The sequence below is a fragment of the Pseudomonas sp. VE 267-6A genome, assembly GCF_024126555.1.
Taxonomy (GTDB): domain Bacteria; phylum Pseudomonadota; class Gammaproteobacteria; order Pseudomonadales; family Pseudomonadaceae; genus Aquipseudomonas; species Aquipseudomonas palmensis.
Map to the genome: position 1 here is coordinate 207,624 of NZ_JAMYBY010000005.1, position 20,693 is coordinate 228,316.

Consider the following 20,693-nt stretch of genomic DNA (forward strand, 5'->3'; position numbering starts at 1 on the left):
CCGCCTCTGTTTCAGCACGCTACCACTCAGAACTCGTGGTCAGCGGTGTCCGGGTTCAGGTCGGTGATGCCCAGTTTGCCCGCAGCCTGTTCGATGGCACCGGTCTGCTTGACCAGCGCGGCGATGGCGTCACGCACGATCTGGTTGCCCGCAGCGTTGTCGGCAGCGATCAACTGGTCGTAGTGCTCACCCTTGAGGGCGTGGTCGACCATCACCTGGATCTTCGCCTCGGTGGCTTCCAGATCGGCCTTCAGGGTGTTGTCGGTGGCCGGATCGACCTTGGCCACCAGCGACGACAGGCTCGGGCCGCTCAGCTTGGTGCCGTCGGTGCGGGTGTACTCGCCCAGGTAGACGTTGCGGATACCCTTGGCGTCGTAGAAGTGCGAGTAGTGAGTATTGTCGCTGAAGCAGTCCTGCTCGTCCTCAGGCGAGTTGGCTTCCAGCGAGACCTTCATGCGCTCGCCCGCCAGTTCGCCCAGCGACAGGCTGCCCATGCCGAACAGCATCTTGCGCAGGCCGTTGGCGACAGGTTCTGCCTCCAGGGTGGCGCGATAGTTGTCGGCCACTGCCGGCTTCCAGTTGCCGACCATTTCTTCCAGATCGTTGACCAGCAGCTGGGTCACGGCCTTGAGGTAGGCACGACGACGCTCGTTGTGGCCACCGGTGGCGCCTTCGCCTTGCAGGTAGTCCGAGGCAGGGCGGTTGCCGGCGCCCGGGCCGGTGCCGTTGAGGTCCTGGCCCCACAGCAGGAATTCGATGGCGTGGTAGCCGGTGGCGACGTTGGCTTCCGAACCGCCCAGCTCGTTCAGGCTGGCCAGCTTCTCGGGGGTCAGGTCCTTGACGTCGACCTTGTCTTCGCCCACCTGGATCTCGGTGTTGGCGATGATGTTGGCGGTGGCGGCCGGGTTGCCCAGGGCGTGTTCATAGCTCTTGTCGACGTAGTCGATCAGGCCTTCGTCCAGCGGCCAGGCGTTCACCTGACCTTCCCAGTCGTCGATGATGGTGTTGCCGAAGCGGAACACTTCGCTCTGCAGGTACGGTACACGGGCGGCTACCCAGGCAGTCTTGGCGGCGGCCAGGGTGTCGGCGTCGGGCTTGGCAAGGAAGGCATCGACTGCGGTCTGCAGGGTCTTGGCGGTGCTCAGCGAGTCGCTGTACACGGCATACACCATCTCGGCGTAGTGCTTGACCACCGCCTGGGCGGCGGCTTCGTCGACGGCCCCGGACGCCTGGGTGGTGCTGGCGGCAGCAGGTGCGGCGGCCTGTGGCGCGGCGGCCTTGTCCTTGTCATCGCCGCAGCCGGCGAGGGAGATGGCAATGGCCAGCAGACTGGCGGTGGCCAGAGGCATACGAATCATGGGCTATTCCTGCGTCGAGAGGTTGAACAGGCGTGCAGCCGCACGCAAAGGTGCAACATAATGCGAAAGATATGCATTTTCTGTAAAGAGGTTGCCACGTAAAAATTCAAATGCTGTTCACGCTGCCCTTGGCGGCAGCGTCACTCACAGAATCGATACCTGGTTGCGTTGCGCCGCTTTGAGGAAGGCGGTCAGCTCGCGTGCCGGCAGCGGTTTGCTGTAGTGGTAGCCCTGACCTTCATGACAGCCCTGGGCAATGATGTAGGCTTCCTGCTCGGCGGTTTCCACGCCCTCGGCGATCACCTGCATGCCCAGGCTCTTGCCCAGCTGGATGATCGCGCGAACGATGGTGGCGTCGTCGTCATCGTTGAGCAGGTCCTGCACGAAGCTCTTGTCGATCTTGATCTTGTCCAGCGGCAGCGACTTGAGGTAGCTGAGCGAGGAGTAGCCGGTGCCGAAGTCGTCGATCGCAATCAGCGCGCCGGAGCGTCGCAGGCTCAGCAGGTGCTGGGCGGCAGTGCTGATGTCTTCCATCAGGCCGGTCTCGGTCACTTCCAGTTCCAGGCTGCGCGGCGGCAGGCGGTAGATCTGCAGCAGGTTGTTGACCACCCGGGGCAGCTCGCTGTGGTGCAGTTGCACGGTCGACAGGTTGACTGCCATGCGCAGGTCGCTGAAGCCCTGGTCGTGCCATTCGCGCAGTTGCCGGCAGGCCTGGTCGAGCACCCATTCGCCGATCACGATGATGTTGCCGTTCTGTTCGGCCAGCGGTATGAACTGATCGGGCGGAACCATGCCCAGCTCCGGGTGCTGCCAGCGCAGCAGCGCCTCGACGCCCACCACGCGGTGGTCGCGGTAGCTGATCTGCGGTTGGTAAACCAGGTACAGCTGATTGCGCGGCAGGGCTTCGCGCAGGTCCTTTTCCAGCTCGCGGCGCCGGCGCATCTCGCTGTCGACGCTGGCGATGTAGAACTGATAGCGGTTGCGCGAACGGCTCTTGGCCAGGGTCATGGTCTGTTCGGCCTTTTGCAGCAGCTTCTCGGTGCTGTCGCCGTCTTCGGGGAACAGGGTGATGCCGATGGTGGCGCGCAGGCGGATCTCCTGATGGTCCAGGGCGAACGGCGCTTCCAGGTCATCGAGAATGCTCTGGGCCAGCTCGGCGGCCTCGTAGGGTTGTTCGATGTCGGCCTGCACCAGCGCGAACTGGTCGCCGCCCAGGCGGGCGAGGGCACCCAGGCGACCGCTGTGGGCACGCAGGCGGTCGGCCAGGGCCAGCAGCAACTGGTCGCCGGCCTGGTAGCTGAATTGTTCGTTGATGCCCTTGAAGTCGTCCAGGCCTACGCACAGCACCGCAACCCGGCGCTGCAGGCGCCCGGCATCGACCAGGATCTTGTCCAGTTGCTGTTGCAGTTGCTGGCGGTTGGGCAGGCCGGTGAGAAAGTCGTACTGGGCCATGCGCAGCAGGCTGTTCTCGGCCTCGTGGCGCAGGTGGGTGTTGCGTTCGATGGACGCCAGCAGTTGGTTGGCGGTGTTCACCCACAGGCCCAGTTCGTTCTTCTCGTGGCCCTTGAGCAGCGGCAGCTGATGCTGGCTGGGGCGGTCGGGGTTGATCTGGGTGAGGTTCTCGATGAGCTTGGACAGTGGCTTGGTCAGCAGCCAGTGGTAGACCAGGTACAGCACCAGCCCCATGGCCAGGGCGCGGAGCACGCCGGCAATGAAGATGATCACCGAATTGACCACGAAGCCCTGGCCGTAGGCGCCGGTATCGAGGGTGATGCTCAGGTCGCCGTAGTATTCGCTGTAGGGCGCGCGGCCAACGAGCTGGGTGGTGTAGGTGCGTTCCTGGCCGAGGATCAGGTCGGTGAGCCAGCGGGTCGGCAGTTCCTGCAGAGGGCGCGACTTTTCTGCCAGCATGGTTTCGTTGGGGTGGCCGATGGAGGCCATGCGCACGGACTCATCCTGGAATAGCCCCTCGATGACCTGCATGCCCATTTCGCGGTCCAGGCTGTATACGGCCTGGGTGGAAGGGTCGCGGAACATGTCGAGGATTCGCTGGGCGTCGTTGGCGACAGCCTGGCGGGTCTTGTAGGCATCGAAGACGATCTGCGCACAGCTGAGTACCACGCCCACGGCCAGTGCCGAGAGCAGGACCACTCTGAGCAACTTGACCGACAAGCTGTTTTTGAGTTCCAGCTTCAATGGGGTTTCCTTAATCCATGCGCATGGCATCATTTTGCCATCATCTGTGGCAATCCACTATCGGCCGTTGGCAGGATTCATGATCCAGCGGTCACTGTATCGGTTGCCCGGCCTTGCGACTTGAGCGATGTACGACAAGTTTCCCAACGATTGATGTTAGCGCGGTATGGGGGGGCAGCAAGAGAGGGTGTTGGTGAAATTGGTTAAAAAAGGTTGGTGGGTGGGGTTTTGCTCTTTGCCGCTTTTTCGGCATAAAAAAACCCGGCCTGAGCCGGGTTTTTTCAGAAGCAGCACTTATGCAGTGAAGGTCTTGCCTTCGAACTGCTCAGCCACGAACTTCCAGTTGACCAGGTTCCAGAACGCCTCGACATACTTCGGACGCACGTTACGGTAGTCGATGTAGTAGGCATGCTCCCACACGTCGCAGGTCAGCAGCGGGGTGTCACCGCTGGTCAGCGGGTTGCCCGCACCGATGGTGCTGGCCAGCGCCAGGGAGCCGTCAGCTTTCTTGACCAGCCAGCCCCAACCGGAACCGAAGGTGCCAACCGACGTCTTGGTGAACTCTTCCTTGAACTTGTCGAACGAACCGAACGCGGCGTTGATGGCTTCAGCCAGCGAACCGGTAGGCTGGCCACCAGCGTTTGGCGCCAGGCAGTTCCAGTAGAAGGTGTGGTTCCAGACCTGAGCGGCGTTGTTGAAGATACCGCCCGAAGAAGTCTTGACGATCTCTTCCAGGGTCTTGCCTTCGAACTCGGTGCCTGGCACCAGGTTGTTCAGGTTCACGACGTAGGTGTTGTGGTGCTTGTCGTGGTGGTATTCCAGGGTTTCCTTGGAAATGTGCGGCTGCAGGGCATCGTGTGCGTAAGGCAGCGGCGGCAATTCAAAAGCCATGGTGATTCTCCTAATCAGGTCTGTTGCGGTGAGCGCAAGGCCGATCACGGGCGGCCGGAATGCATCGGCGAGTTTTTACTCTTTGCGACGCAGATTCGGGATCATAGCACCGGGCCCTGACCTAAACCACGCAACAAGTGTATGGAATAGAGGTTCCAGAGCCTTTGCCGACACCTGACGAACGGGTCAGCCCAGCGCCAGTTGCAACGCCACCGCAAACATCATCACCGCCACCATCAGGTCCAGCAGGCGCCAGGTGCCAGGCCGGGCCAGCCACGGCGCCAACCAGGCCGCACCCAGCGCCAGGGTGAAGAACCACAGCAGCGAGGCACTGGCCGCACCCGCCACGTAGGCACCCGGCACGCTTTGCTGCGCACCCAGTGAGCCGATCAGCAACACGGTATCCAGGTACACGTGGGGGTTGAGCAGGGTCACCGCCAGGGCACTGAGCAACACCGCGCGACGCGAACGCTGACCCAGGCCCTCGCCCTGCTCCAGGCTCTGGCTGGAGCAGGCGCGGATCAGCGCCTTGCTGCCATACCACAGCAGAAACACCACCCCACCCCAGCGCGCGACCGCCAGCAGGGTCGGGTTCTGCGCCAGCACCGTGGCCAGACCGAACACGCCAAGCGCCACCAGCACCGCATCACAGAACACGCACAGTGCCGCGACTGGCAGGTGGTGCTCACGGCGCAGGCTCTGCGCCAGCACGAAGGCGTTCTGGGTGCCGATGGCCATGATCAGCCCGAAGGCGACCAGCAGGCCGTTGAGGTAGCTTTGCCACATGGGAGGTGCTCCGCGAAGCAGCCACACGGGCTGCCGAAAATACAGGGGGGATCGCTGGCTATTGTGCGGACAGTGGGCGTATAAGAAAAACCAATAAACCTCATCCGGCATTAGGGAAACTGATGTTCGACTACAAGTTGCTTTCCGCCCTGGCGGCGGTGATCGAGCAGGGCGGTTTCGAGCGGGGCGCACAGTTGCTCGGGCTGTCGCAATCGGCCATTTCGCAACGCATCAAGCTGCTGGAGGCGCGCGTTGGCCAGCCGGTGCTGGTACGCGCCGCGCCGCCAGCGCCCACCGAGATCGGCAAGCGCCTGCTCAACCATGTACAGCAGGTGCGCCTGCTCGAGCGCGACCTGCAGCATCAGGTGCCGGCGCTGGACGATGGCGGTCAGCCCGAGCGTCTGCGGGTAGCGCTCAACGCCGACAGCCTGGCCACCTGGTGGGCGGCGGCGGTCGGGGCGTTCTGTGCGCAGGAGCGGGTGCTGCTGGAGCTGGTGGTGGAAGACCAGGAGGTGGGCCTCAAGCGCATGCGCGCCGGCGAAGTGGCGGCCTGCCTGTGCGCCAGCGAGCGACCGGTTGCCGGGGCGCGCAGCGAGCTGCTCGGCGCCATGCGCTACCGTGCGCTGGCCAGCCCCGACTTCATGGCGCGCCACTTTCCCCAGGGGGTAGAGGTGGCGCGCCTGGCCCGCACCCCGGCCGTGGTGTTCGGCCCGGACGATTTTCTGCAGCATCGCTACCTGGTGTCGCTGGGTATCGATGGTGCATTCCTGCATCACCTGTGCCCGTCTTCGGAGGGCTTTCTGCGCATGACCGAGGCCGGCGTGGGCTGGGGCCTGGTGCCCGAATTGCAGGCCCAGGCGCAACTGGCCAGCGGGCAGCTGGTGGAAATTCTGGCGGATAAGCCGATCGATGTGCCGCTGTACTGGCATCATTGGCGCAATGGCGGGCAATTGCTCGGCCAACTCACCGACCACCTGCGGCGCAGCGCCAGCAGTTGGTTGGTGCCGTGGTCGGGTTTGCCGGCGTCTGCATCATCTGCAAACAAGTAGGCGGAGTGCTTCATGCGAATTCTGGTCACCGGCGCAAGCGGCTTCATTGGCGGGCGCTTTGCACGCTTTGCCCTGGAGCAGGGCATGGAGGTACGGGTCAATGGCCGGCGGGCCGAAGGCGTCGAGCACCTGGTGCGCCGCGGCGCCCAGTTCATTCCGGGGGACCTGGGCGACCCGGAGTTGGCCCGGCGGGTCTGCCAAGGCGTCGAAACCGTGGTGCACTGCGCCGGTGCGGTGGGCAACTGGGGACGCTACCAGGACTTTCACCAGGGCAACGTGGTGGTCACCGAGAACGTGGTGGAGGCGTGCCTGAAGGAACACGTTCGTCGCCTGGTGCACCTGTCCTCGCCGTCGATCTACTGGAACGGGCGCTCGCGCCTGGGGGTGACCGAAGAGCAGGTGCCGCGGCGCCTGCACGATGCCTACGCGACCACCAAGTACCTGGCCGAGCAGAAGGTTTTCGGTGCCCAGGAGTTCGGCCTGGAAGTGCTGGCCCTGCGCCCGCGCTTCGTCACCGGGGCAGGGGATGTGAGCATCTTCCCGCGCCTGCTCAAGATGCAGCAGAAACGCCGTCTGGCGATCATCGGCAACGGCTTGAACAAGGTCGACTTCACCAGCGTGCAGAACCTCAACGAGGCGCTGATCAACGCGGTGCTGGCTGGCAACGACGCGCTCGGGCAGGCCTACAACATCAGCAACGGCCACCCGCTGCCGCTGTGGGACGTGATCAATTACGTGATGCGGCGCATGGATCTGCCCCAGGTCACGCGCTACCGCTCCAGTGGCCTGGCCTACGGCCTGGGCGCGCTGAACGAGGGGGCCTGCCTGCTGTGGCCGGGCCGTCCGCAACCGACCCTGTCGCGCCTGGCGGTGCAGGTGATGAACAAGGATTTCACCCTGGACATCAGCCGCGCCCGCCAGCAACTGGACTACCGCCCGCAGGTCAGCCTGTGGGCGGCGCTGGATGAATTCTGCGGCTGGTGGAAGGCCCAGCACGGCGGCCACTGACTTATACTGGCGCTCATTTGCACTCACGGCGGTTGATCCATGCGCAACGATGCTCACGACGATTTCGATGATGTACCCAGCCTCAAGGCCGGCGGTCGCGATGATGACGACTTTGCCCCGGCGCCAGGTGCACGGGTGGCCGCCGTGCGCGGCAAACCGCGCAAGCCGGCGGCCACCGGGCCGTTGTGGGCGCTGGTGGGCGCTTCGTTCATCGCCCTGGCCGGGCTTGGCTGGTGGAGCTTCCAGCAGATTTCGCTGATGGAGCAGCAACTGGTGGCCACCCAGGAAAGCTTTGCGCGCATCAGTGAAGAAGCTGCCGGGCGCCTGCAGGACATCAGCGGCAAGGTGGCGGCCAGCGAGTCGAGCGTCAGCACCGGCAGCGAGGCACTGAAGCTGCAGATAAAGCAGTTGCAGGCCAGCCTCGCCGAGCAGAGCAAGCAGCAGCAGGGCGTAGCCGGGCAGCAGGGTGACCTGGGCAAGCGGCTGGAGCAGGCCCTGGCGCAGGTTGGCGAGCAGCAGGCAACCAATGCCCAGTTGCAGGCGCAACTCAAGGCCGTGGCCACGGAGCTGGCAGCGGTGAAGGCGGCGCAGGCTGATACCGGCAAGGTCGATGCGCAGCTCAAGAGCCTGTCGACGGAGATTGCCGCATTGAAGAAACAGGGGGATCCGGGGGCGGCGATCCAGCGCCTGGAACAGGACCTGATCGTGCTCAAGAGCGAGCAGGAGAATCGCCCGGCGGTGGCTGCCGGGGCGGGTGCCTCGACGGCGGAGTTCGATGCGTTTCGTGGGCAGGTGACCCGCAACCTCACCACCTTGCAGAGCCAGGTGCAGAACCTGCAGCGGCAGATCAACGCCAAGCCCTGATCCGCTGTGAAGTTATCGCGGGTCAAGCCCGCTCCCACCGGTACAGTGGCTGTCTGCAGACCACCGATACCCTTGTGGGAGCGGGCTTGACCCGCGACAGAGCCGACGCTTACATCACCGGGTAATCGATGTACCCGACCGGGCCCTTGGAGTAGAACGTGTCAGGCCGTGGCTCGTTCAGCGGTGCATCCGCTTGCAGCCGTGCCGGCAGGTCGGGGTTGGCAATGAACGGCACGCCGAAGGCCACCGCATCGGCCGTGCCGTTGGCAATGGCAGCATTCGCACTGGCCTTGTCGAAGCGTTCGTTGGCGATGTACGGCCCGCCAAACGCCTCTTTGAGCAACGGCCCGATGCTGTCTTCGGCCACTCGCTCACGCGCACAGATGAAGGCGATGCCACGTTTGCCGAGCTCCCGCGCCACGTAGGTGAACGTCTCGGTCAGGTTGGCATCGCCCATGTCGTGCAGGTCGGCCCGTGGCGACAGGTGCACGCCCACGCGCTGCGCGCCCCACACGTCGATGAGCGCATCGGTCGCTTCCAGCAGCAGCCGTGCACGGTTCTCCAGCGAGCCACCGTACTCGTCGGTGCGCTGGTTGGTGCTGCTCTGAAGGAACTGGTCGATCAGGTAGCCGTTGGCCGCATGCAGCTCCACACCGTCGAAGCCGGCCGCCTTGGCGTTCTCGGCACCGACGCGGTAGGCCTCGATGATGTCGGCGATTTCCTCGGTTTCCAGCGCGCGCGGGGTGACGAATTCGGTGATCGGGCGCACCAGGCTCACATGCCCCTTGGGCTGCACCGCGCTCGGCGCAACCGGCGTTTCGCCGTTCAGGTACAGCGGGTGCGAGATGCGTCCCACGTGCCACAGTTGCAGGAAGATGCGCCCGCCAGCACCGTGCAGCGCCTTGGTCACGTTGGTCCAGCCACGCACCTGGTCGTTGCTCCAGATGCCCGGTGTGTCGGGGTAGCCCACGCCCAGCGGGGTCACCGAGGTGGCCTCGCTGAGAATCAGCCCGGCGCTGGCGCGCTGTACGTAGTACTCGGCCATCAGCGCGTTGGGTACGCGGCCTTCGTCGGCCCGGCAGCGGGTCAGCGGGGCCATGATGATGCGGTTGGGCAACTCGAGGTCGCCAAGGGTGATCGGGTCGAATAGCGTTGTCATGTGCGTGAACCTCGTGGCAATCAGTGAGTGGCAGGTGCCAGGTCGGCGTTGTTGCCGCCCTGGCTGAATGTGATAAGGGTGACGATCAGGGCCAGCACGGCCAGCGCCGCTGCCGCCAGGGGCACGCGGGTCAGGCCCAGGCCCTGGTCGATCACGGTGCCGCCGACCCAGGCGCCCAGCGCATTGCCCAGGTTGAAGGCACCGATGTTCAGGGTCGACACCAGGTTCGGTGCCGCCTTGCCGAAGCTCACCACGTTGACCTGCAGGGCCGGCACGGCGGCGAACGCGGCGGTGGCCCAGAGGAACAGGGTGATCTCGGCCGGAATCAGCGCGGTGCTGGTCCAACTCAGCGCGGTGGAGATGACCGCCATGGCGGCGAACACGCCCATCAGGGTGGCAGCCAGGCGACGATCGGCCAGCTTGCCGCCCAGGATGTTGCCCAGGGTCAGGCCCAGGCCGATCAGCAGCAGGGTCCAGGTCACGCCGCGCGGCGACACGCCGGTGACATCACCCAGCAACGGCGCCACATAGGTGAACAGGGCGAACATCGAGGCCGAGAACAGCACGGTCATCGACAGCGACAGCCAGATGCCGGCGCCCTTGAGCGCAGCCAGCTCGGCACGCATGTCGAGTTTCTCTTCGTCGCGCTTGATCGGCAGGAAGCGGATCAGGCCGATCAGCGCGATCACGCCGATCACGGTCACTGCCCAGAACGTCGAGCGCCAGCCGTACACCTGGCCCAGCGCGGTACCCAGTGGCACGCCCAGCACGTTGGCCAGGGTCAGGCCGGTGAACATCAGCGCCACGGCCGAGGCGCGGCGGTTGGCCGGAACCAGGTTGGCCGCCACCACCGAACCGATGCCGAAGAAGGCGCCGTGGCACAGCGCGGTGACCACGCGGGCAAACATCAGCACGTTGTAGTCGGTGGCCAGGGCGCACAGCAGGTTGCCGATGATGAATACCCCCATCAGCGCCACCAGTGCGGCCTTGCGCGGCAGCCGGGCGGTGGCCAGGGCCATGAACGGCGCGCCGATGGCCACGCCCAGCGCGTAGCCGGTCACCAGCCAGCCGGCACCGGGGATCGACACACCCAGGTCGCTTGCCACATCCGGCAGCAGGCCCATGATGACGAACTCGGTGGTACCGATGGCGAAGGCGCTCAGCGCCAGGATCAACAGCGAAAGGGGCATTGCAAGGTCCTTGTCAGAGCTCTTGGCTCATCTGCTGGAGGAAGGCCTGGATGGTTTCCTCGTTGCGTTTGAAGAAGTGCCACTGGCCTATCTTCTGGCTGCTGATCAGCCCCGCGCGCTGCAAGGTGGCCAGGTGGGCCGAGACCGTGGACTGCGACAGGCCGCAGCGTTGGTCGATCTGCCCGGCGCACACACCGTGTTCGGTGCTGTGGTGCTGGTCAGGGAAGCAGGCTTGCGGGTCTTTCAACCAGTTCAGGATTTCTCGCCGTACTGGGTGGGCCAGGGCTTTTATTATTTCGTCGAGATCAAGAGGCATGGGTGGGCTCGTGGTGGGTATAGCGTTATATCGCGATGGGGCGAAATATAAATCGGTATTTCGCGATATACAAATATGATTTGGTTCTGGCGTGCGCATGAATCGCTATATCGGGTTATAACGATATTCAAGCGGGCAAGCGGTGCTAGACTGCGGCCTATGAACTACCTCGCACACCTTCACCTGGGCGGCCAGCAGCCCGAACAACTGCTCGGCAGCCTGTACGGCGACTTCGTCAAGGGGCCGTTGCAGGGGCGCTTTGCCCAGCCGCTGGAAGCCGCCATCCGCCTGCACCGCCAGATCGACGTGTACACCGACAGCCACCCGCGGGTACTGGCGGCGCTGGCGCGTTTTCCGCGTGAGCGGCGCCGTTATGCCGGGATCATCCTCGATGTGTTTTTCGACCACTGCCTGGCGCTGCACTGGCACGACTATGCCCGGCAGCCGCTGAGCCAGTTCACCGGGCGCGTGTACCAGGTGCTGGCGGCCGAGCCCGAGCTGCCCGGGCGCCTGGCGCAGATTGCGCCGTACATGGCGGCGGACGACTGGTTGGGCTCGTACCGCGAGTTCGCGGTGCTTGAACAGGTGTTCAACGGTATCGCCCGGCGCCTGTCCCGCCCCGAGGGTATGGCAGGCGCGATGCAGGAGGTACAGGCGCTGTACGGCCCGCTGATGGAAGACTTTCGCCACTTCTACCCCGAACTGCAGGGCTTTGCGGCCGACGCTCAGGCCGCCTTGGCGCGGCGCTGAGGCTGGGCCACCGGCTGGGCGCCGAACAACGCCGTGTGGATCGCCAGCTGGGCATTGAACGCCAGTGCCGCACGTTCCTGGCCGGCGCTCTGGATGGGCGCCAGCAGGTGGATCTGCACCTCGCCACAGTCGTGGGCAAACAGGCGCAGCAGATGCGAGAGCAGGTCGTCATCGCCCACGAACGGCGCGATGGGGTCGGGCTTGCCGCCCCGCAGGTAGCGCACGGCCACCGGTTGCACGGGCGTGGCGGTGTCGATCGCGCTGGCCAGCAGGCGCCCGTGGAAGGTGCGCAGGCTGCGCCCGTCGGTGGTGGTGCCTTCGGGGAAGATCAGCACCGGGCAGGCCTGTTGCAGGTGCCGCGCAATCTGCTGGCGCAGCAGCTGGCTGTCGCCGCCGCCGCGGCGGATGAACAGGGTGCCGGCCTTGAGCGCGAGCCAGCCGGCTACCGGCCACTGGCGCACCTCGGCCTTGGACAGGAACGACATCGGCGCGAGCATGCCCAGCAGCGGGATGTCGGTCCACGACACGTGGTTGCTGACCCACAGCATCGGTTGCTGCGGGCGGTTGCCGATCACCGTGACCTTGAACGGCAAGGCCCGGGCAAGCCGGGCCATGAACAATTGCGACCAGCGCTGGCGGCGGTCGTCGGGAGTACTCAGGTGCAGGCGCTCGTACAGGCTGAACAGGCTGGCCATGCCCAGCCCGAACAGCACCACCAGCAGCACCCGGACGATTCGCGCATACACGCGCAGGCGTTGCATCACACCGCCGCCTTGAAGTGGCGGGCGTAGCGTGGGCACAGCTCGTCGCGCTTGAGCAGGATGAACACGTCGGCCACCTGGAAGTCTTCGTCCCAGCACGGCTCGCCGCAGATCTTGGCGCCCAGGCGCATGTAGGCCTTGAGCAGCGGCGGCATCTCGGCGATGACGTTGCCGGGCAGTGCCAGGCTGGGCAGCGGGTTCTTCGGTTCGGCGCGCAGGTGCTCGGTGCACAGGTAGCGCTCGCGCAGGCGTTGCATGATCGCGTGGGCCTGCACGCCGCCGTCCTGCATGGGGATGCTGGCGCAACCCATCAGGTAGCTGTAGCGGCCCTCGTTGAGTACCTCGGCAAGCTCGCCCCACAGCACCGCGATGGTGCCGCCGTTGCGGTAGGCCGGGTCGACGCAGGTGCGCCCCAGTTCAAGGATGGGGCCCTGCAGATGGCCCAGGCCATGCAGGCTGAACTCCTCTTCGCTGTAGAAGCGCCCCAGGCTGCTGGCGGCCTGGTGGTCGAGCAGGCGGGTGGTGGCCACCAGGTGCCCGCTGTTGAGGTCGCGTACGCCGATGTGCTGGCAGTGGATGTCGTAGTCGTCCATGTCCAGCCCGTGTTCGGCGCCTTTGAGCCTGGCCTTGAATTCGCTGCTGAACACGCGAAAGCGCAATGCCTGGGCTTCGTGCAGCGCGGCGGGGCCGACCAGGCGCTCGGCCTGCAGACGGCGTTCGTTACGGGTGTCGCCAGGGCATGCAGTCAGGGTCATTGCGAGTCTCCATAAGCCAGCCATGGGGTTGCGGCCGGTCGACTATGTTGTGCAAGCTCAGCCTAGGTAGACGCGGTGTCACCCCCATGAAGCTTTGGTGATGCTTGTATGACAGCCCTCAAGGAGCACGCCGATGGCCTGGCTGCAGCGACTCAACGACCCCATTCCGCCCTTGGCAACCGGTAACCTGGGCGACACCTACGCCAGCCTGCTGGAGCAGCTCGGCACGGTCAGCCCGTTCGAGCTGGCAGTGCTGGGCGGGCAAGCCATGCCGACCCCGGGGCTGGCGTTTCTGGTGGGCTACCAGGCCGCCTTGCGCGTGCTGTGGCCCAGCGCCCCGGCGGGCCTCGGCGCCCTGTGTGCGAGTGAGCGGCGCAGCGTGCGCGCCGCCGACATGGGCATGCGCCTGGCGCTCGACACGCTGCGCCTGAGCGGCAGCAAGGACTTCGTCACCGCTGGGCCGGACGCCGACTGGCTGCTGGTGGCGGCGCGCTGCGAAGCACCGGGCCAGGCGCCTCGGCTGAGCCTGGCGGTGGTGTACCCGGGGGAGCCCGGTGTGCGCGTGGAGCCATTGCCGAGCCTGCCGTTGATGCCTGAGGTCGGGCATGCCCGCCTGCACCTTGAACAGGCCCTGTGCGAACGCCTGGCCGGTGACGGCTGGGATGCCTACGTCAAGCCGTTCCGCTCGCTGGAAGACCTGTACGTGCTCAGCGCCCTGAGCGCCTGGCTGTACGGGGTAGGCCGCGCCAATGCCTGGCCGCAGGGGCTTTTGCTGCGCCTGATCGGGCTGCTGGCCGGGTGTGCCGAAGGCAGCCGGCAATGCGCCGATTCGGCGGCGTTCCACCTGTTGCTGGGCGGCCTGTTCGCGCAGTTCTCGCAACTGAGCGGCGAGCTCGACCAGGCGCTGACGAGCACGCCGGGGCCCTGGGCCGAGCTGTGGCAGCGCGACCAGGGCATCCTGCAGATCGCCAGCGCGGCGCGGGCCAGGCGCCTGGCCAAGGCATGGGCCGGCAGCGGGCTGGCCTGAGGTTGCCGGGCTGCCCGCATGGCCACAGGCTGTCGCTTGCTGCCGTGCGGGCAGGCGGGTAATGTTGGCGGCTTTACGCTTTCAGGAACCTGCATGTTCAGCCTGCCCCGAATCGCTCTCGCCCTGCTGGCCCTGGCGAGCCTGCCTGCCCAGGCCAACTGGCACCTGGACGGCGAATCGTCGCGCCTGTCGTTCATCACCAGCAAGAACGGCAACGTGTCCGAGGTGCATCGCTTTCTGGTGCTGCATGGCAAGGTCGATCGCAAGGGTGCGGCCGAGCTGCAGATCGAGATGGACTCGGTCAGCAGTGGCATCCCGCTGCGTGACGAGCGCATGCGCAACGACCTGTTCGAGGTGGCCAAATACCCCGACGCGACCATCCAGGCGCAGATCGACCTGCGTCCGATCAACGACCTGGCCAACGGTGCCCAGGTCGAACTGCGCCTGCCGGTGACCGTCAACCTGCACGGCAAGACCCACAGCTACAACGCGCAGCTGCTCGCCACACGGCTCGACGAGCGGCGCTTCCAGGTGGTGACCCTGGAGCCGCTGGTACTGAGCGCCGATCACTTCGACCTGCTGCCCGGCCTCAAGACATTGCAGAAGCTCGCCGGGCTGCAGTCGATCAACCTGTCGGTGCCGGTGGGTGCGGTACTGATCTTCACGGCGCGCTGAAATGGCCGGGCCGGTGTTTCCATGGCGTGCCGGCAACCAGTTCGAACTGCTGATCGACGGCCCGCAGTTCTTCCCGCGCATGCTGCAGACGATCATGGGTGCCGAGCACCAGGTCGACCTGGAGCTGTACCTGGTCGAGGCCGGGGCGTGTGCCGAGGCCATGGTGCAGGCGCTGGTGCAGGCCGCCGAGCGCGGCGTGCGGGTACGCTGCCTGTTCGATGACTACGGCTCGCTGGCTTTTACCTTGAGCCTGCGTCAGCGCCTGCTGGGCGCCGGCGTTGAGTTGCGCTGGTACAACCGCCTGCGTTGGCGCCGGGGGCTGCGCAACCTGTACCGCGACCACCGCAAGCTGCTGCTGGTGGACCAGGCCTGGGCGGTGGTCGGCGGCACCGGGGTCACCGACCAGTTCTGGACACCGGGCGAGCCGGTCAGCGAATGGCACGAGGTGATGGTGCAGATGCAGGGGCCGCTGGTGGCCGACTGGCAGATGCTGTTCGATCGCCAGTGGCGTTCCAACCTGCGCCGCACCGCGTGGCGCCCACCCACCCATTTCGGCCTGGCGCACCTGCCGCGGGTGCCGGTTGCAGGCCCGGGCCTGGGCCGGGTGGCCTATGCCGACGCCCGCCAGCACCGCGACATCCTGCAGTCGCTGGTGCGTGCGCTGATCAGCGGCAAGCGTCGTATCTGGCTGGCCACGCCGTATTTTCTGCCCACCTGGAAGGTGCGCCGGGCTTTGCGCCGCGCGGCCGCGCTGGGCATCGATGTGCGCCTGCTGCTGACCGGCCCGCGTACCGACCATCCTTCGGTACGCTATGCCGGTCATCGCTATTACCCGCGCCTGCTGCGGGCAGGGGTGAAGATATTCGAATACCAGCCATGCTTCCTGCACCTGAAGATGGTGCTGGTGGACGACTGGGTGAGCATTGGCTCATGCAATTTCGACCACTGGAACCTGCGTTTCAACCTTGAGGCCAACGTCGAGGCCATCGACCCGCAACTGACCGCCGACGTGGTGGCGAGCTTCGAGCGCGACTTTGCCCTGAGCCGCCAGGTCGACCTGGACGACTGGCAGGCGCGGCCGCTATGGCGGCGTGTGAAACAGCGTATCTGGGGCTGGCTGGACCGGGTGGTGGTCAACCTGCTGGACCGGCGCGACTGAGGTTCTTTCGATTTTCCCCCGCATCAGAAGGAGTTGACGAAATGGCAGCGAAAAAGATTCTCATGCTGGTCGGCGATTATGTCGAAGACTATGAAGTGATGGTGCCGTTCCAGGCGCTGCAGATGGTTGGCCACACGGTGCATGCGGTGTGCCCGGGCAAGTCGGCCGGGCAGTCGGTGCGTACCGCCATCCATGACTTCGAGGGCGACCAGACCTACAGCGAGAAGCCGGGGCACAACTTTGGCCTGAACTTCGATTTCGCCCAGGTGCGTGCCGAAGACTACGACGCGCTGGTGATCCCGGGCGGGCGTGCGCCGGAGTACCTGCGCCTGAATGAAGAAGTGCTGCAACTGGTGCGCGCCATCGACCAGGCGGGCAAGCCGATTGCGGCGGTGTGCCATGGGGCGCAACTGCTGGCGGCGGCCGGGGTGCTGGAGGGGCGCGAGTGCAGTGCTTACCCGGCGTGTGCGCCGGAGGTGCGCCTGGCGGGTGGGCGTTACGTCGAGATCGAGGTGACGGCGGCGCATGTGCAGGGCAACCTGGCCAGTGCGCCGGCCTGGCCTGCGCACCCGGCGTGGCTGGCGGGGTTCCTGGGGTTGCTGGGTACGCGCATTACCCTCTGAGAGCCTTCGCTGGCGTGCCGGCGAAGAGGCCGGTACAGGCAACAAAAAAGCGGCAAGGGATCACTCCCTTGCCGCTTTCAGCTTGTAGCGCTGGCGCTTACTTCACTTCCACTGCCAGGCTTTGCGCGATCTTGCTCTGCCACAGCGCAGGCCCGGTGATGTGCACCGACTCGCCATTGCTGTCGACCGCAACGGTCACCGGCATGTCTTTCACGTCGAACTCGTAGATCGCTTCCATCCCCAGTTCGGCAAATGCCAGCACCTTGGATTTCTTGATCGCCTGAGCCACCAGGTAGGCAGCGCCACCCACGGCCATCAGGTACACGGCCTTGTTGTCCTTGATCGCGTCGATGGCGGTCGGGCCGCGCTCGGACTTGCCGATCATGCCCAGCAGGCCGGTCTGCTCGAGGATCTGACGGGTGAACTTGTCCATCCGTGTTGCGGTGGTCGGGCCTGCCGGGCCAACCACTTCTTCGCGCACCGGATCAACCGGGCCGACGTAGTAGATGAAGCGGCCCTTGAGGTCCACCGGCAGCTCTTCGCCACGGTTGAGCATCTCGACCATGCGCTTGTGCGCGGCGTCGCGGCCGGTCAGCATCTTGCCGTTGAGCAGGATGGTCTCGCCCGGCTTCCAGCTTTGCACGTCTTCCGGGGTCAGGGTGTCGAGGTTGACGCGACGGGCCGACGGGCCGGCTTCCCAGACGATTTCCGGGTAGGCGTCCAGCGACGGTGCTTCCAGCTCTGCAGGGCCGGAACCATCGAGCACGAAGTGCGCGTGACGGGTGGCTGCGCAGTTGGGGATCATGCACACCGGCAACGAGGCCGCGTGGGTCGGGTAGTCCATGATCTTGACGTCGAGCACGGTGGTCAGGCCGCCCAGGCCCTGGGCGCCGATGCCCAGCTGGTTGACCTTCTCGAACAGTTCCAGGCGGATCTCTTCGATGCGGTTCTGCGGGCCACGGGCCTTGAGCTCGTGGATGTCGATGGACTCCATCAACACTTCCTTGGCCATCACCGCGGCCTTCTCGGCAGTACCGCCGATACCGATGCCGAGCATGCCCGGCGGGCACCAGCCGGCGCCCATGGTCGGAACGGTCTTGAGCACCCAGTCGACGATCGAGTCGGACGGGTTGAGCATGGCCATCTTCGACTTGTTTTCCGAACCGCCGCCCTTGGCCGCGACATCCACCTCGACCTTGTCGCCAGGGACGATCGAGTAGTGGATCACGGCCGGGGTGTTGTCCTTGGTGTTCTTGCGGGCACCTGCCGGGTCGGCCAGGATCGAGGCGCGCAGCACGTTCTCGGGCAGGTTGTAGGCGCGACGCACGCCTTCGTTGATCATGTCGTCCAGGCTCATGGTCGCGCCATCCCAGCGCACGTCCATGCCGACGCGCACGAACACGGTGACGATACCGGTGTCCTGGCAGATCGGCCGGTGGCCGGTGGCGCACATGCGCGAGTTGATCAGGATCTGCGCGATGGAGTCGCGCGCAGCCGGCGACTCTTCACGCAGGTAGGCCTCGTGCATGGCCTGGATGAAATCGACGGGGTGGTAGTACGAAATGAACTGCAGGGCGTCGGCAACGCTCTGAATCAGGTCGTCTTGCTTGATCACGGTCATGCAGCGCGCTCCTCTTAAAGACGGGAACATTCATTAAGGTATCGCGACGTTCACGGGCCGAGGCGTCGCAATGACCTTTCAAGGCGCGCCGACACGCAGTGGCCGACGCAAAAAGGCGCGGCAGTATAGCGCGCATCGCCTGCCGGTACACGCGCCAGTGCGGCCAACCATGGTCGCCTGCTGCCAGGCACTGTTTTTGCGTGGCAATTATTTCGAACACGTCCTACAGTACCGACTGCCCCCCGTCACAACCGCTGCCGCTCGGCTGCCTGGTGAGTCACCCGTGACCGAAACCGCTCTGCAAAAGCTTCTTCTCAAGCGTTTCCTGCTGGCTGCCGGCAGTTACCTGCTGGTGCTGCTGCTGGCCTGGGTCGCCGTGCTGGGCGGGCATGTGCAGGCGCCGGTGCCGGTCATCGGCGCGAGCAGTGTGCTGCTGTTGCTCAACCTGGCGTGGCTGGGCTGGGTGTTTGCCAGTGGCGTCAACCTGCGCTGGCGCGACCCCAGCCTCACGGAGTTCCAGGTGCTGCTGGCGGCGGCCTGGCAAACCTGGCTGCTGGCCAACCTGGACCAGGCCCGTGGCACCTTCCTGGTGCTGTACCCGTTGATCCTGATGTTCGGCCTGTTCCACCTCAACGGCCGTTCGTTCACCCGCTGCGCGCTGGTGGTGCTGTGCAGCTTTCTCGGCCTGAACCTGTGGGAGTGGGGCAACGGGCGCCTGTCGGACCCGGCGCTGGCGGCGTTGCAGGTATGCACGCTGTTCGTGGTGCTGTGCTGGTTGTGCCTGTATGCCCGCTACGTGCAGGCCTCGCGCCAGCGCATGCGCCAGCGCCGCATCGCCCTGCAGGCGCACCAGGACACCCTGCGCGGCATGATGGGGCAACTGGAGGAACTGGTGGCCACCGACGAGCTGACCGGCCTGTTCAACCGCCGGCATTTTCTGCGCATGGCCAGCGATGCCCTGGCCAGCATGCCCATGGGGAGCCGGCATGGCCTGGCGCTGATCGACCTGGACCATTTCAAGCGCATCAACGACGCCCACGGGCATGCGGTCGGCGACCGGGTACTGCAGGCCTTTGCCCAGGTTGCCAGCGAGCACCTGTGCGACGCCGCGGTGCTGGCCCGCTATGGCGGCGAGGAGTTCGTGCTGCTGTTGCCCGATTGCACGGCCCAGGCCCTGGAACATTGCTGCGAGCGTCTGCGTCAGGCCTTCGGTGCGTTGCCCTCGGCGGCGATGCAGGGGCAGGTGGGGCCCTTGAGCCTGTCGGTCGGGATGACCCTGCTGACAGCCGAGGATGACCTGGACAATGCATTGCACCGTGCCGACCAGGCGCTGTACCGCGCCAAGCGCAGCGGCCGAAATCGCTGTGTGCCGGCCTGGGAGGTGGTGGATGCCTGAGTTGTGCGTAGGTGAGCGCAGTTGGCAGGTGGCCGAGGGCAGCAACCTGCTGGATGCGCTGAACGAGGCTGGCGTGGGCGTGCCCTACAGCTGCCGGGCGGGGAGCTGCCATGCATGCCTGGTGCGCTGTCTGGCGGGTGTGCCGGGTGATGCCAGGCCCGATGCGCTGAGCGAAGGCAAGCGCCTGGAGGGCTGGCGGCTGGCCTGCCAGTGCCGGGTCGAGAGTGACCTGCAGGTAGCGGTGTTCGACCCGGTGCGCGATGGGGCGCCGGCGCGGGTCGTCGCGCTGGACTGGCTGGGCGCGCAGGTGCTGCGCTTGCGCCTGCAACCGGACAGGCCGTTGCGGTATCAGGCGGGGCAGCATCTGGTGCTGTGGAGCGCGCAGGGTGTTGCGCGACCGTATTCGCTGGCCAGCGTGCCGGGCGAGGATGAATGGCTCGAATTTCACCTGGATTGTCGGCATGCCGGGGCGTTCTGCAGCGCGGCGCGGGGGTTGCAGGTGGGCGACCTGGTGCGCCTGGGGGAGTTGCGCGGTGGCGCGCTGCATTACGATCCGGACTGGCAGGCCCGGCCGTTGTGGCTGCTGGCGGCGGGTTCCGGGCTGGCGCCACTGTGGGGGATTGTGCGCGAGGCGCTGCGTCAGGAGCATCAGGGGGCGATCAGGGTGGTGCATGTGGCGAGCGAGGCGGGTGGGCATTACCTGCAGCGGGAGCTGGATGACCTGGCGCGGCGGTACCCGCAGGTGGAGGTGCAGTTGCTGATACCGGAGGAGTTGGGGCCGATGCGTCTGGCATCGCGTCAGACGATTGCGCTGGCTTGTGGCTCTGCGTCGAGTGTGGAGCGGTTTGCGCGTGGGATGTTTCTGGCGGGGTTGCCGCGTAATCAGCTGTTTGCGGATGTATTCGTGGGGCATGCCTGAGCTCCTGTTCCCATAAGGAGGTACTGCAGGCTCCTGCGGCGTTTGCGCTGGCCTTGGCTCTGGCTCTGGCTCTTGATCTTGATCTTGATCTGCTTTTGATTTTGATCTTCCGTCCCCCAGAAGGCCGAGTGGAGGTGTCGTGCAGGGGGCGGGGCGAAGCCCCTTCGGCGTTAGCCGAAGCGAGCGACTG

20 protein-coding genes are annotated in these 20,693 nt (G+C 65.7%); 10 read left to right on the forward strand and 10 right to left on the reverse strand.

Going from position 1 to position 20,693, the window contains the following annotated elements:
- Positions 1 to 26: 26 nt before the first annotated feature.
- The 4 genes from NJH59_RS07620 to NJH59_RS07635 all read right to left on the reverse strand — a co-directional run bounded on the left by NJH59_RS07620 (position 27) and on the right by NJH59_RS07635 (position 5,231).
- Positions 27 to 1,358, reverse strand: a complete 1,332-nt coding sequence (locus NJH59_RS07620; RefSeq protein ID WP_236176834.1) for an imelysin family protein — start codon at positions 1,356 to 1,358, stop codon at positions 27 to 29.
- A 144-nt stretch (positions 1,359 to 1,502) separates the two neighbouring features.
- Complete coding sequence (locus NJH59_RS07625) at positions 1,503 to 3,554, reverse strand: bifunctional diguanylate cyclase/phosphodiesterase (protein ID WP_253086593.1); 2,052 nt, start codon at positions 3,552 to 3,554, stop codon at positions 1,503 to 1,505.
- A gap of 294 nt (positions 3,555 to 3,848) precedes the next feature.
- Positions 3,849 to 4,445 (reverse strand): Fe-Mn family superoxide dismutase, encoded by a 597-nt coding sequence (locus tag NJH59_RS07630; protein ID WP_054914821.1) that lies wholly within the window; start codon positions 4,443 to 4,445, stop codon positions 3,849 to 3,851.
- 186 nt (positions 4,446 to 4,631) lie between these two features.
- Positions 4,632 to 5,231 (reverse strand): LysE/ArgO family amino acid transporter, encoded by a 600-nt coding sequence (locus NJH59_RS07635; RefSeq protein WP_043862105.1) that lies wholly within the window; start codon positions 5,229 to 5,231, stop codon positions 4,632 to 4,634.
- 122 nt (positions 5,232 to 5,353) lie between these two features.
- Here NJH59_RS07635 and NJH59_RS07640 point away from each other — a divergent pair, with 122 nt between their 5' ends.
- Genes NJH59_RS07640 through NJH59_RS07650 form a run of 3 tightly spaced genes read left to right on the forward strand, consistent with a single transcriptional unit; the run spans position 5,354 to position 8,152 of the window.
- Positions 5,354 to 6,280 carry a LysR family transcriptional regulator ArgP gene (locus tag NJH59_RS07640; RefSeq protein WP_043862106.1) on the forward strand — a complete coding sequence of 309 codons (927 nt, stop codon included), beginning with the start codon at positions 5,354 to 5,356 and terminating at the stop codon, positions 6,278 to 6,280.
- Between the two features lie 12 nt (positions 6,281 to 6,292).
- Positions 6,293 to 7,288: an NAD(P)-dependent oxidoreductase gene (locus NJH59_RS07645; RefSeq protein ID WP_043862107.1), complete on the forward strand. Its 996-nt coding sequence runs from the start codon at positions 6,293 to 6,295 to the stop codon at positions 7,286 to 7,288.
- Positions 7,289 to 7,327: 39 nt separating this feature from the next.
- On the forward strand, positions 7,328 to 8,152 hold the full coding sequence (locus NJH59_RS07650) for an ATPase (protein WP_196932591.1): 825 nt from the start codon (positions 7,328 to 7,330) through the stop codon (positions 8,150 to 8,152).
- A 109-nt stretch (positions 8,153 to 8,261) separates the two neighbouring features.
- Here the strand turns inward: NJH59_RS07650 and NJH59_RS07655 are convergent, their stop codons facing one another.
- The 3 genes from NJH59_RS07655 to NJH59_RS07665 are packed head-to-tail and all read right to left on the reverse strand — an operon-like array spanning position 8,262 to position 10,817.
- Complete coding sequence (locus tag NJH59_RS07655) at positions 8,262 to 9,311, reverse strand: alkene reductase (protein WP_043862109.1); 1,050 nt, start codon at positions 9,309 to 9,311, stop codon at positions 8,262 to 8,264.
- A 20-nt stretch (positions 9,312 to 9,331) separates the two neighbouring features.
- Positions 9,332 to 10,501, reverse strand: a complete 1,170-nt coding sequence (locus tag NJH59_RS07660; protein ID WP_043862110.1) for an MFS transporter — start codon at positions 10,499 to 10,501, stop codon at positions 9,332 to 9,334.
- A gap of 13 nt (positions 10,502 to 10,514) precedes the next feature.
- Complete coding sequence (locus NJH59_RS07665) at positions 10,515 to 10,817, reverse strand: helix-turn-helix transcriptional regulator (protein WP_043862111.1); 303 nt, start codon at positions 10,815 to 10,817, stop codon at positions 10,515 to 10,517.
- A gap of 159 nt (positions 10,818 to 10,976) precedes the next feature.
- Between NJH59_RS07665 and NJH59_RS07670 the strand changes: the two genes are divergently transcribed.
- Positions 10,977 to 11,567, forward strand: coding sequence for an ACP phosphodiesterase (locus NJH59_RS07670; protein ID WP_043862112.1), 591 nt, complete (start codon positions 10,977 to 10,979; stop codon positions 11,565 to 11,567).
- On the opposite strand, the gene NJH59_RS07675 is transcribed toward NJH59_RS07670, so the two are convergent.
- Positions 11,543 to 12,328: a lysophospholipid acyltransferase family protein gene (locus NJH59_RS07675; protein WP_253086594.1), complete on the reverse strand. Its 786-nt coding sequence runs from the start codon at positions 12,326 to 12,328 to the stop codon at positions 11,543 to 11,545. The two genes, NJH59_RS07670 and NJH59_RS07675, sit on opposite strands and share 25 nt — an antisense overlap.
- On the reverse strand, positions 12,328 to 13,083 hold the full coding sequence (olsB, locus tag NJH59_RS07680) for an L-ornithine N(alpha)-acyltransferase (protein ID WP_043862114.1): 756 nt from the start codon (positions 13,081 to 13,083) through the stop codon (positions 12,328 to 12,330). Before olsB ends, NJH59_RS07675 begins: the two co-directional genes overlap by 1 nt.
- Before the next feature lie 133 nt (positions 13,084 to 13,216).
- Between olsB and NJH59_RS07685 the strand changes: the two genes are divergently transcribed.
- The 4 genes from NJH59_RS07685 to NJH59_RS07700 all read left to right on the forward strand — a co-directional run bounded on the left by NJH59_RS07685 (position 13,217) and on the right by NJH59_RS07700 (position 16,567).
- Positions 13,217 to 14,110: an acyl-CoA dehydrogenase family protein gene (locus NJH59_RS07685; protein WP_043862115.1), complete on the forward strand. Its 894-nt coding sequence runs from the start codon at positions 13,217 to 13,219 to the stop codon at positions 14,108 to 14,110.
- Between the two features lie 93 nt (positions 14,111 to 14,203).
- A complete protein-coding gene (locus NJH59_RS07690; protein ID WP_043862116.1) occupies positions 14,204 to 14,785 on the forward strand; it encodes a YceI family protein in 582 nt (193 codons plus the stop codon).
- A 1-nt stretch (position 14,786) separates the two neighbouring features.
- Positions 14,787 to 15,944, forward strand: coding sequence for a phosphatidylserine/phosphatidylglycerophosphate/cardiolipin synthase family protein (locus tag NJH59_RS07695; RefSeq protein ID WP_054914815.1), 1,158 nt, complete (start codon positions 14,787 to 14,789; stop codon positions 15,942 to 15,944).
- A gap of 41 nt (positions 15,945 to 15,985) precedes the next feature.
- Positions 15,986 to 16,567 carry a DJ-1/PfpI family protein gene (locus NJH59_RS07700; RefSeq protein WP_043862118.1) on the forward strand — a complete coding sequence of 194 codons (582 nt, stop codon included), beginning with the start codon at positions 15,986 to 15,988 and terminating at the stop codon, positions 16,565 to 16,567.
- A gap of 97 nt (positions 16,568 to 16,664) precedes the next feature.
- On the opposite strand, the gene NJH59_RS07705 is transcribed toward NJH59_RS07700, so the two are convergent.
- Positions 16,665 to 18,188, reverse strand: a complete 1,524-nt coding sequence (locus tag NJH59_RS07705; protein ID WP_043862119.1) for a fumarate hydratase — start codon at positions 18,186 to 18,188, stop codon at positions 16,665 to 16,667.
- A gap of 283 nt (positions 18,189 to 18,471) precedes the next feature.
- Here NJH59_RS07705 and NJH59_RS07710 point away from each other — a divergent pair, with 283 nt between their 5' ends.
- A complete protein-coding gene (locus NJH59_RS07710) occupies positions 18,472 to 19,584 on the forward strand; it encodes a GGDEF domain-containing protein (RefSeq protein WP_253086595.1) in 1,113 nt (370 codons plus the stop codon).
- A complete protein-coding gene (locus tag NJH59_RS07715; RefSeq protein WP_104571984.1) occupies positions 19,577 to 20,503 on the forward strand; it encodes an iron-sulfur-binding ferredoxin reductase in 927 nt (308 codons plus the stop codon). The genes NJH59_RS07710 and NJH59_RS07715 overlap by 8 nt, the downstream gene beginning before the upstream one ends.
- The last annotated feature ends 190 nt before the right edge of the window (positions 20,504 to 20,693 follow it).

Coding starts and splice junctions, on each gene's coding strand:
- NJH59_RS07620 (WP_236176834.1), bottom strand. CDS start 1,358: ATGATTCGTATGCCTCTGGCCACCGCCAGTCTGCTGGCCATTGCCATC.
- NJH59_RS07630 (WP_054914821.1), bottom strand. CDS start 4,445: ATGGCTTTTGAATTGCCGCCGCTGCCTTACGCACACGATGCCCTGCAG.
- NJH59_RS07635 (WP_043862105.1), bottom strand. CDS start 5,231: ATGTGGCAAAGCTACCTCAACGGCCTGCTGGTCGCCTTCGGGCTGATC.
- NJH59_RS07640 (WP_043862106.1), top strand. CDS start 5,354: ATGTTCGACTACAAGTTGCTTTCCGCCCTGGCGGCGGTGATCGAGCAG.
- NJH59_RS07645 (WP_043862107.1), top strand. CDS start 6,293: ATGCGAATTCTGGTCACCGGCGCAAGCGGCTTCATTGGCGGGCGCTTT.
- NJH59_RS07650 (WP_196932591.1), top strand. CDS start 7,328: ATGCGCAACGATGCTCACGACGATTTCGATGATGTACCCAGCCTCAAG.
- NJH59_RS07655 (WP_043862109.1), bottom strand. CDS start 9,311: ATGACAACGCTATTCGACCCGATCACCCTTGGCGACCTCGAGTTGCCC.
- NJH59_RS07660 (WP_043862110.1), bottom strand. CDS start 10,501: ATGCCCCTTTCGCTGTTGATCCTGGCGCTGAGCGCCTTCGCCATCGGT.
- NJH59_RS07665 (WP_043862111.1), bottom strand. CDS start 10,817: ATGCCTCTTGATCTCGACGAAATAATAAAAGCCCTGGCCCACCCAGTA.
- NJH59_RS07670 (WP_043862112.1), top strand. CDS start 10,977: ATGAACTACCTCGCACACCTTCACCTGGGCGGCCAGCAGCCCGAACAA.
- NJH59_RS07675 (WP_253086594.1), bottom strand. CDS start 12,328: ATGCAACGCCTGCGCGTGTATGCGCGAATCGTCCGGGTGCTGCTGGTG.
- olsB (WP_043862114.1), bottom strand. CDS start 13,083: ATGACCCTGACTGCATGCCCTGGCGACACCCGTAACGAACGCCGTCTG.
- NJH59_RS07685 (WP_043862115.1), top strand. CDS start 13,217: ATGGCCTGGCTGCAGCGACTCAACGACCCCATTCCGCCCTTGGCAACC.
- NJH59_RS07690 (WP_043862116.1), top strand. CDS start 14,204: ATGTTCAGCCTGCCCCGAATCGCTCTCGCCCTGCTGGCCCTGGCGAGC.
- NJH59_RS07695 (WP_054914815.1), top strand. CDS start 14,787: ATGGCCGGGCCGGTGTTTCCATGGCGTGCCGGCAACCAGTTCGAACTG.
- NJH59_RS07700 (WP_043862118.1), top strand. CDS start 15,986: ATGGCAGCGAAAAAGATTCTCATGCTGGTCGGCGATTATGTCGAAGAC.
- NJH59_RS07705 (WP_043862119.1), bottom strand. CDS start 18,188: ATGACCGTGATCAAGCAAGACGACCTGATTCAGAGCGTTGCCGACGCC.
- NJH59_RS07715 (WP_104571984.1), top strand. CDS start 19,577: ATGCCTGAGTTGTGCGTAGGTGAGCGCAGTTGGCAGGTGGCCGAGGGC.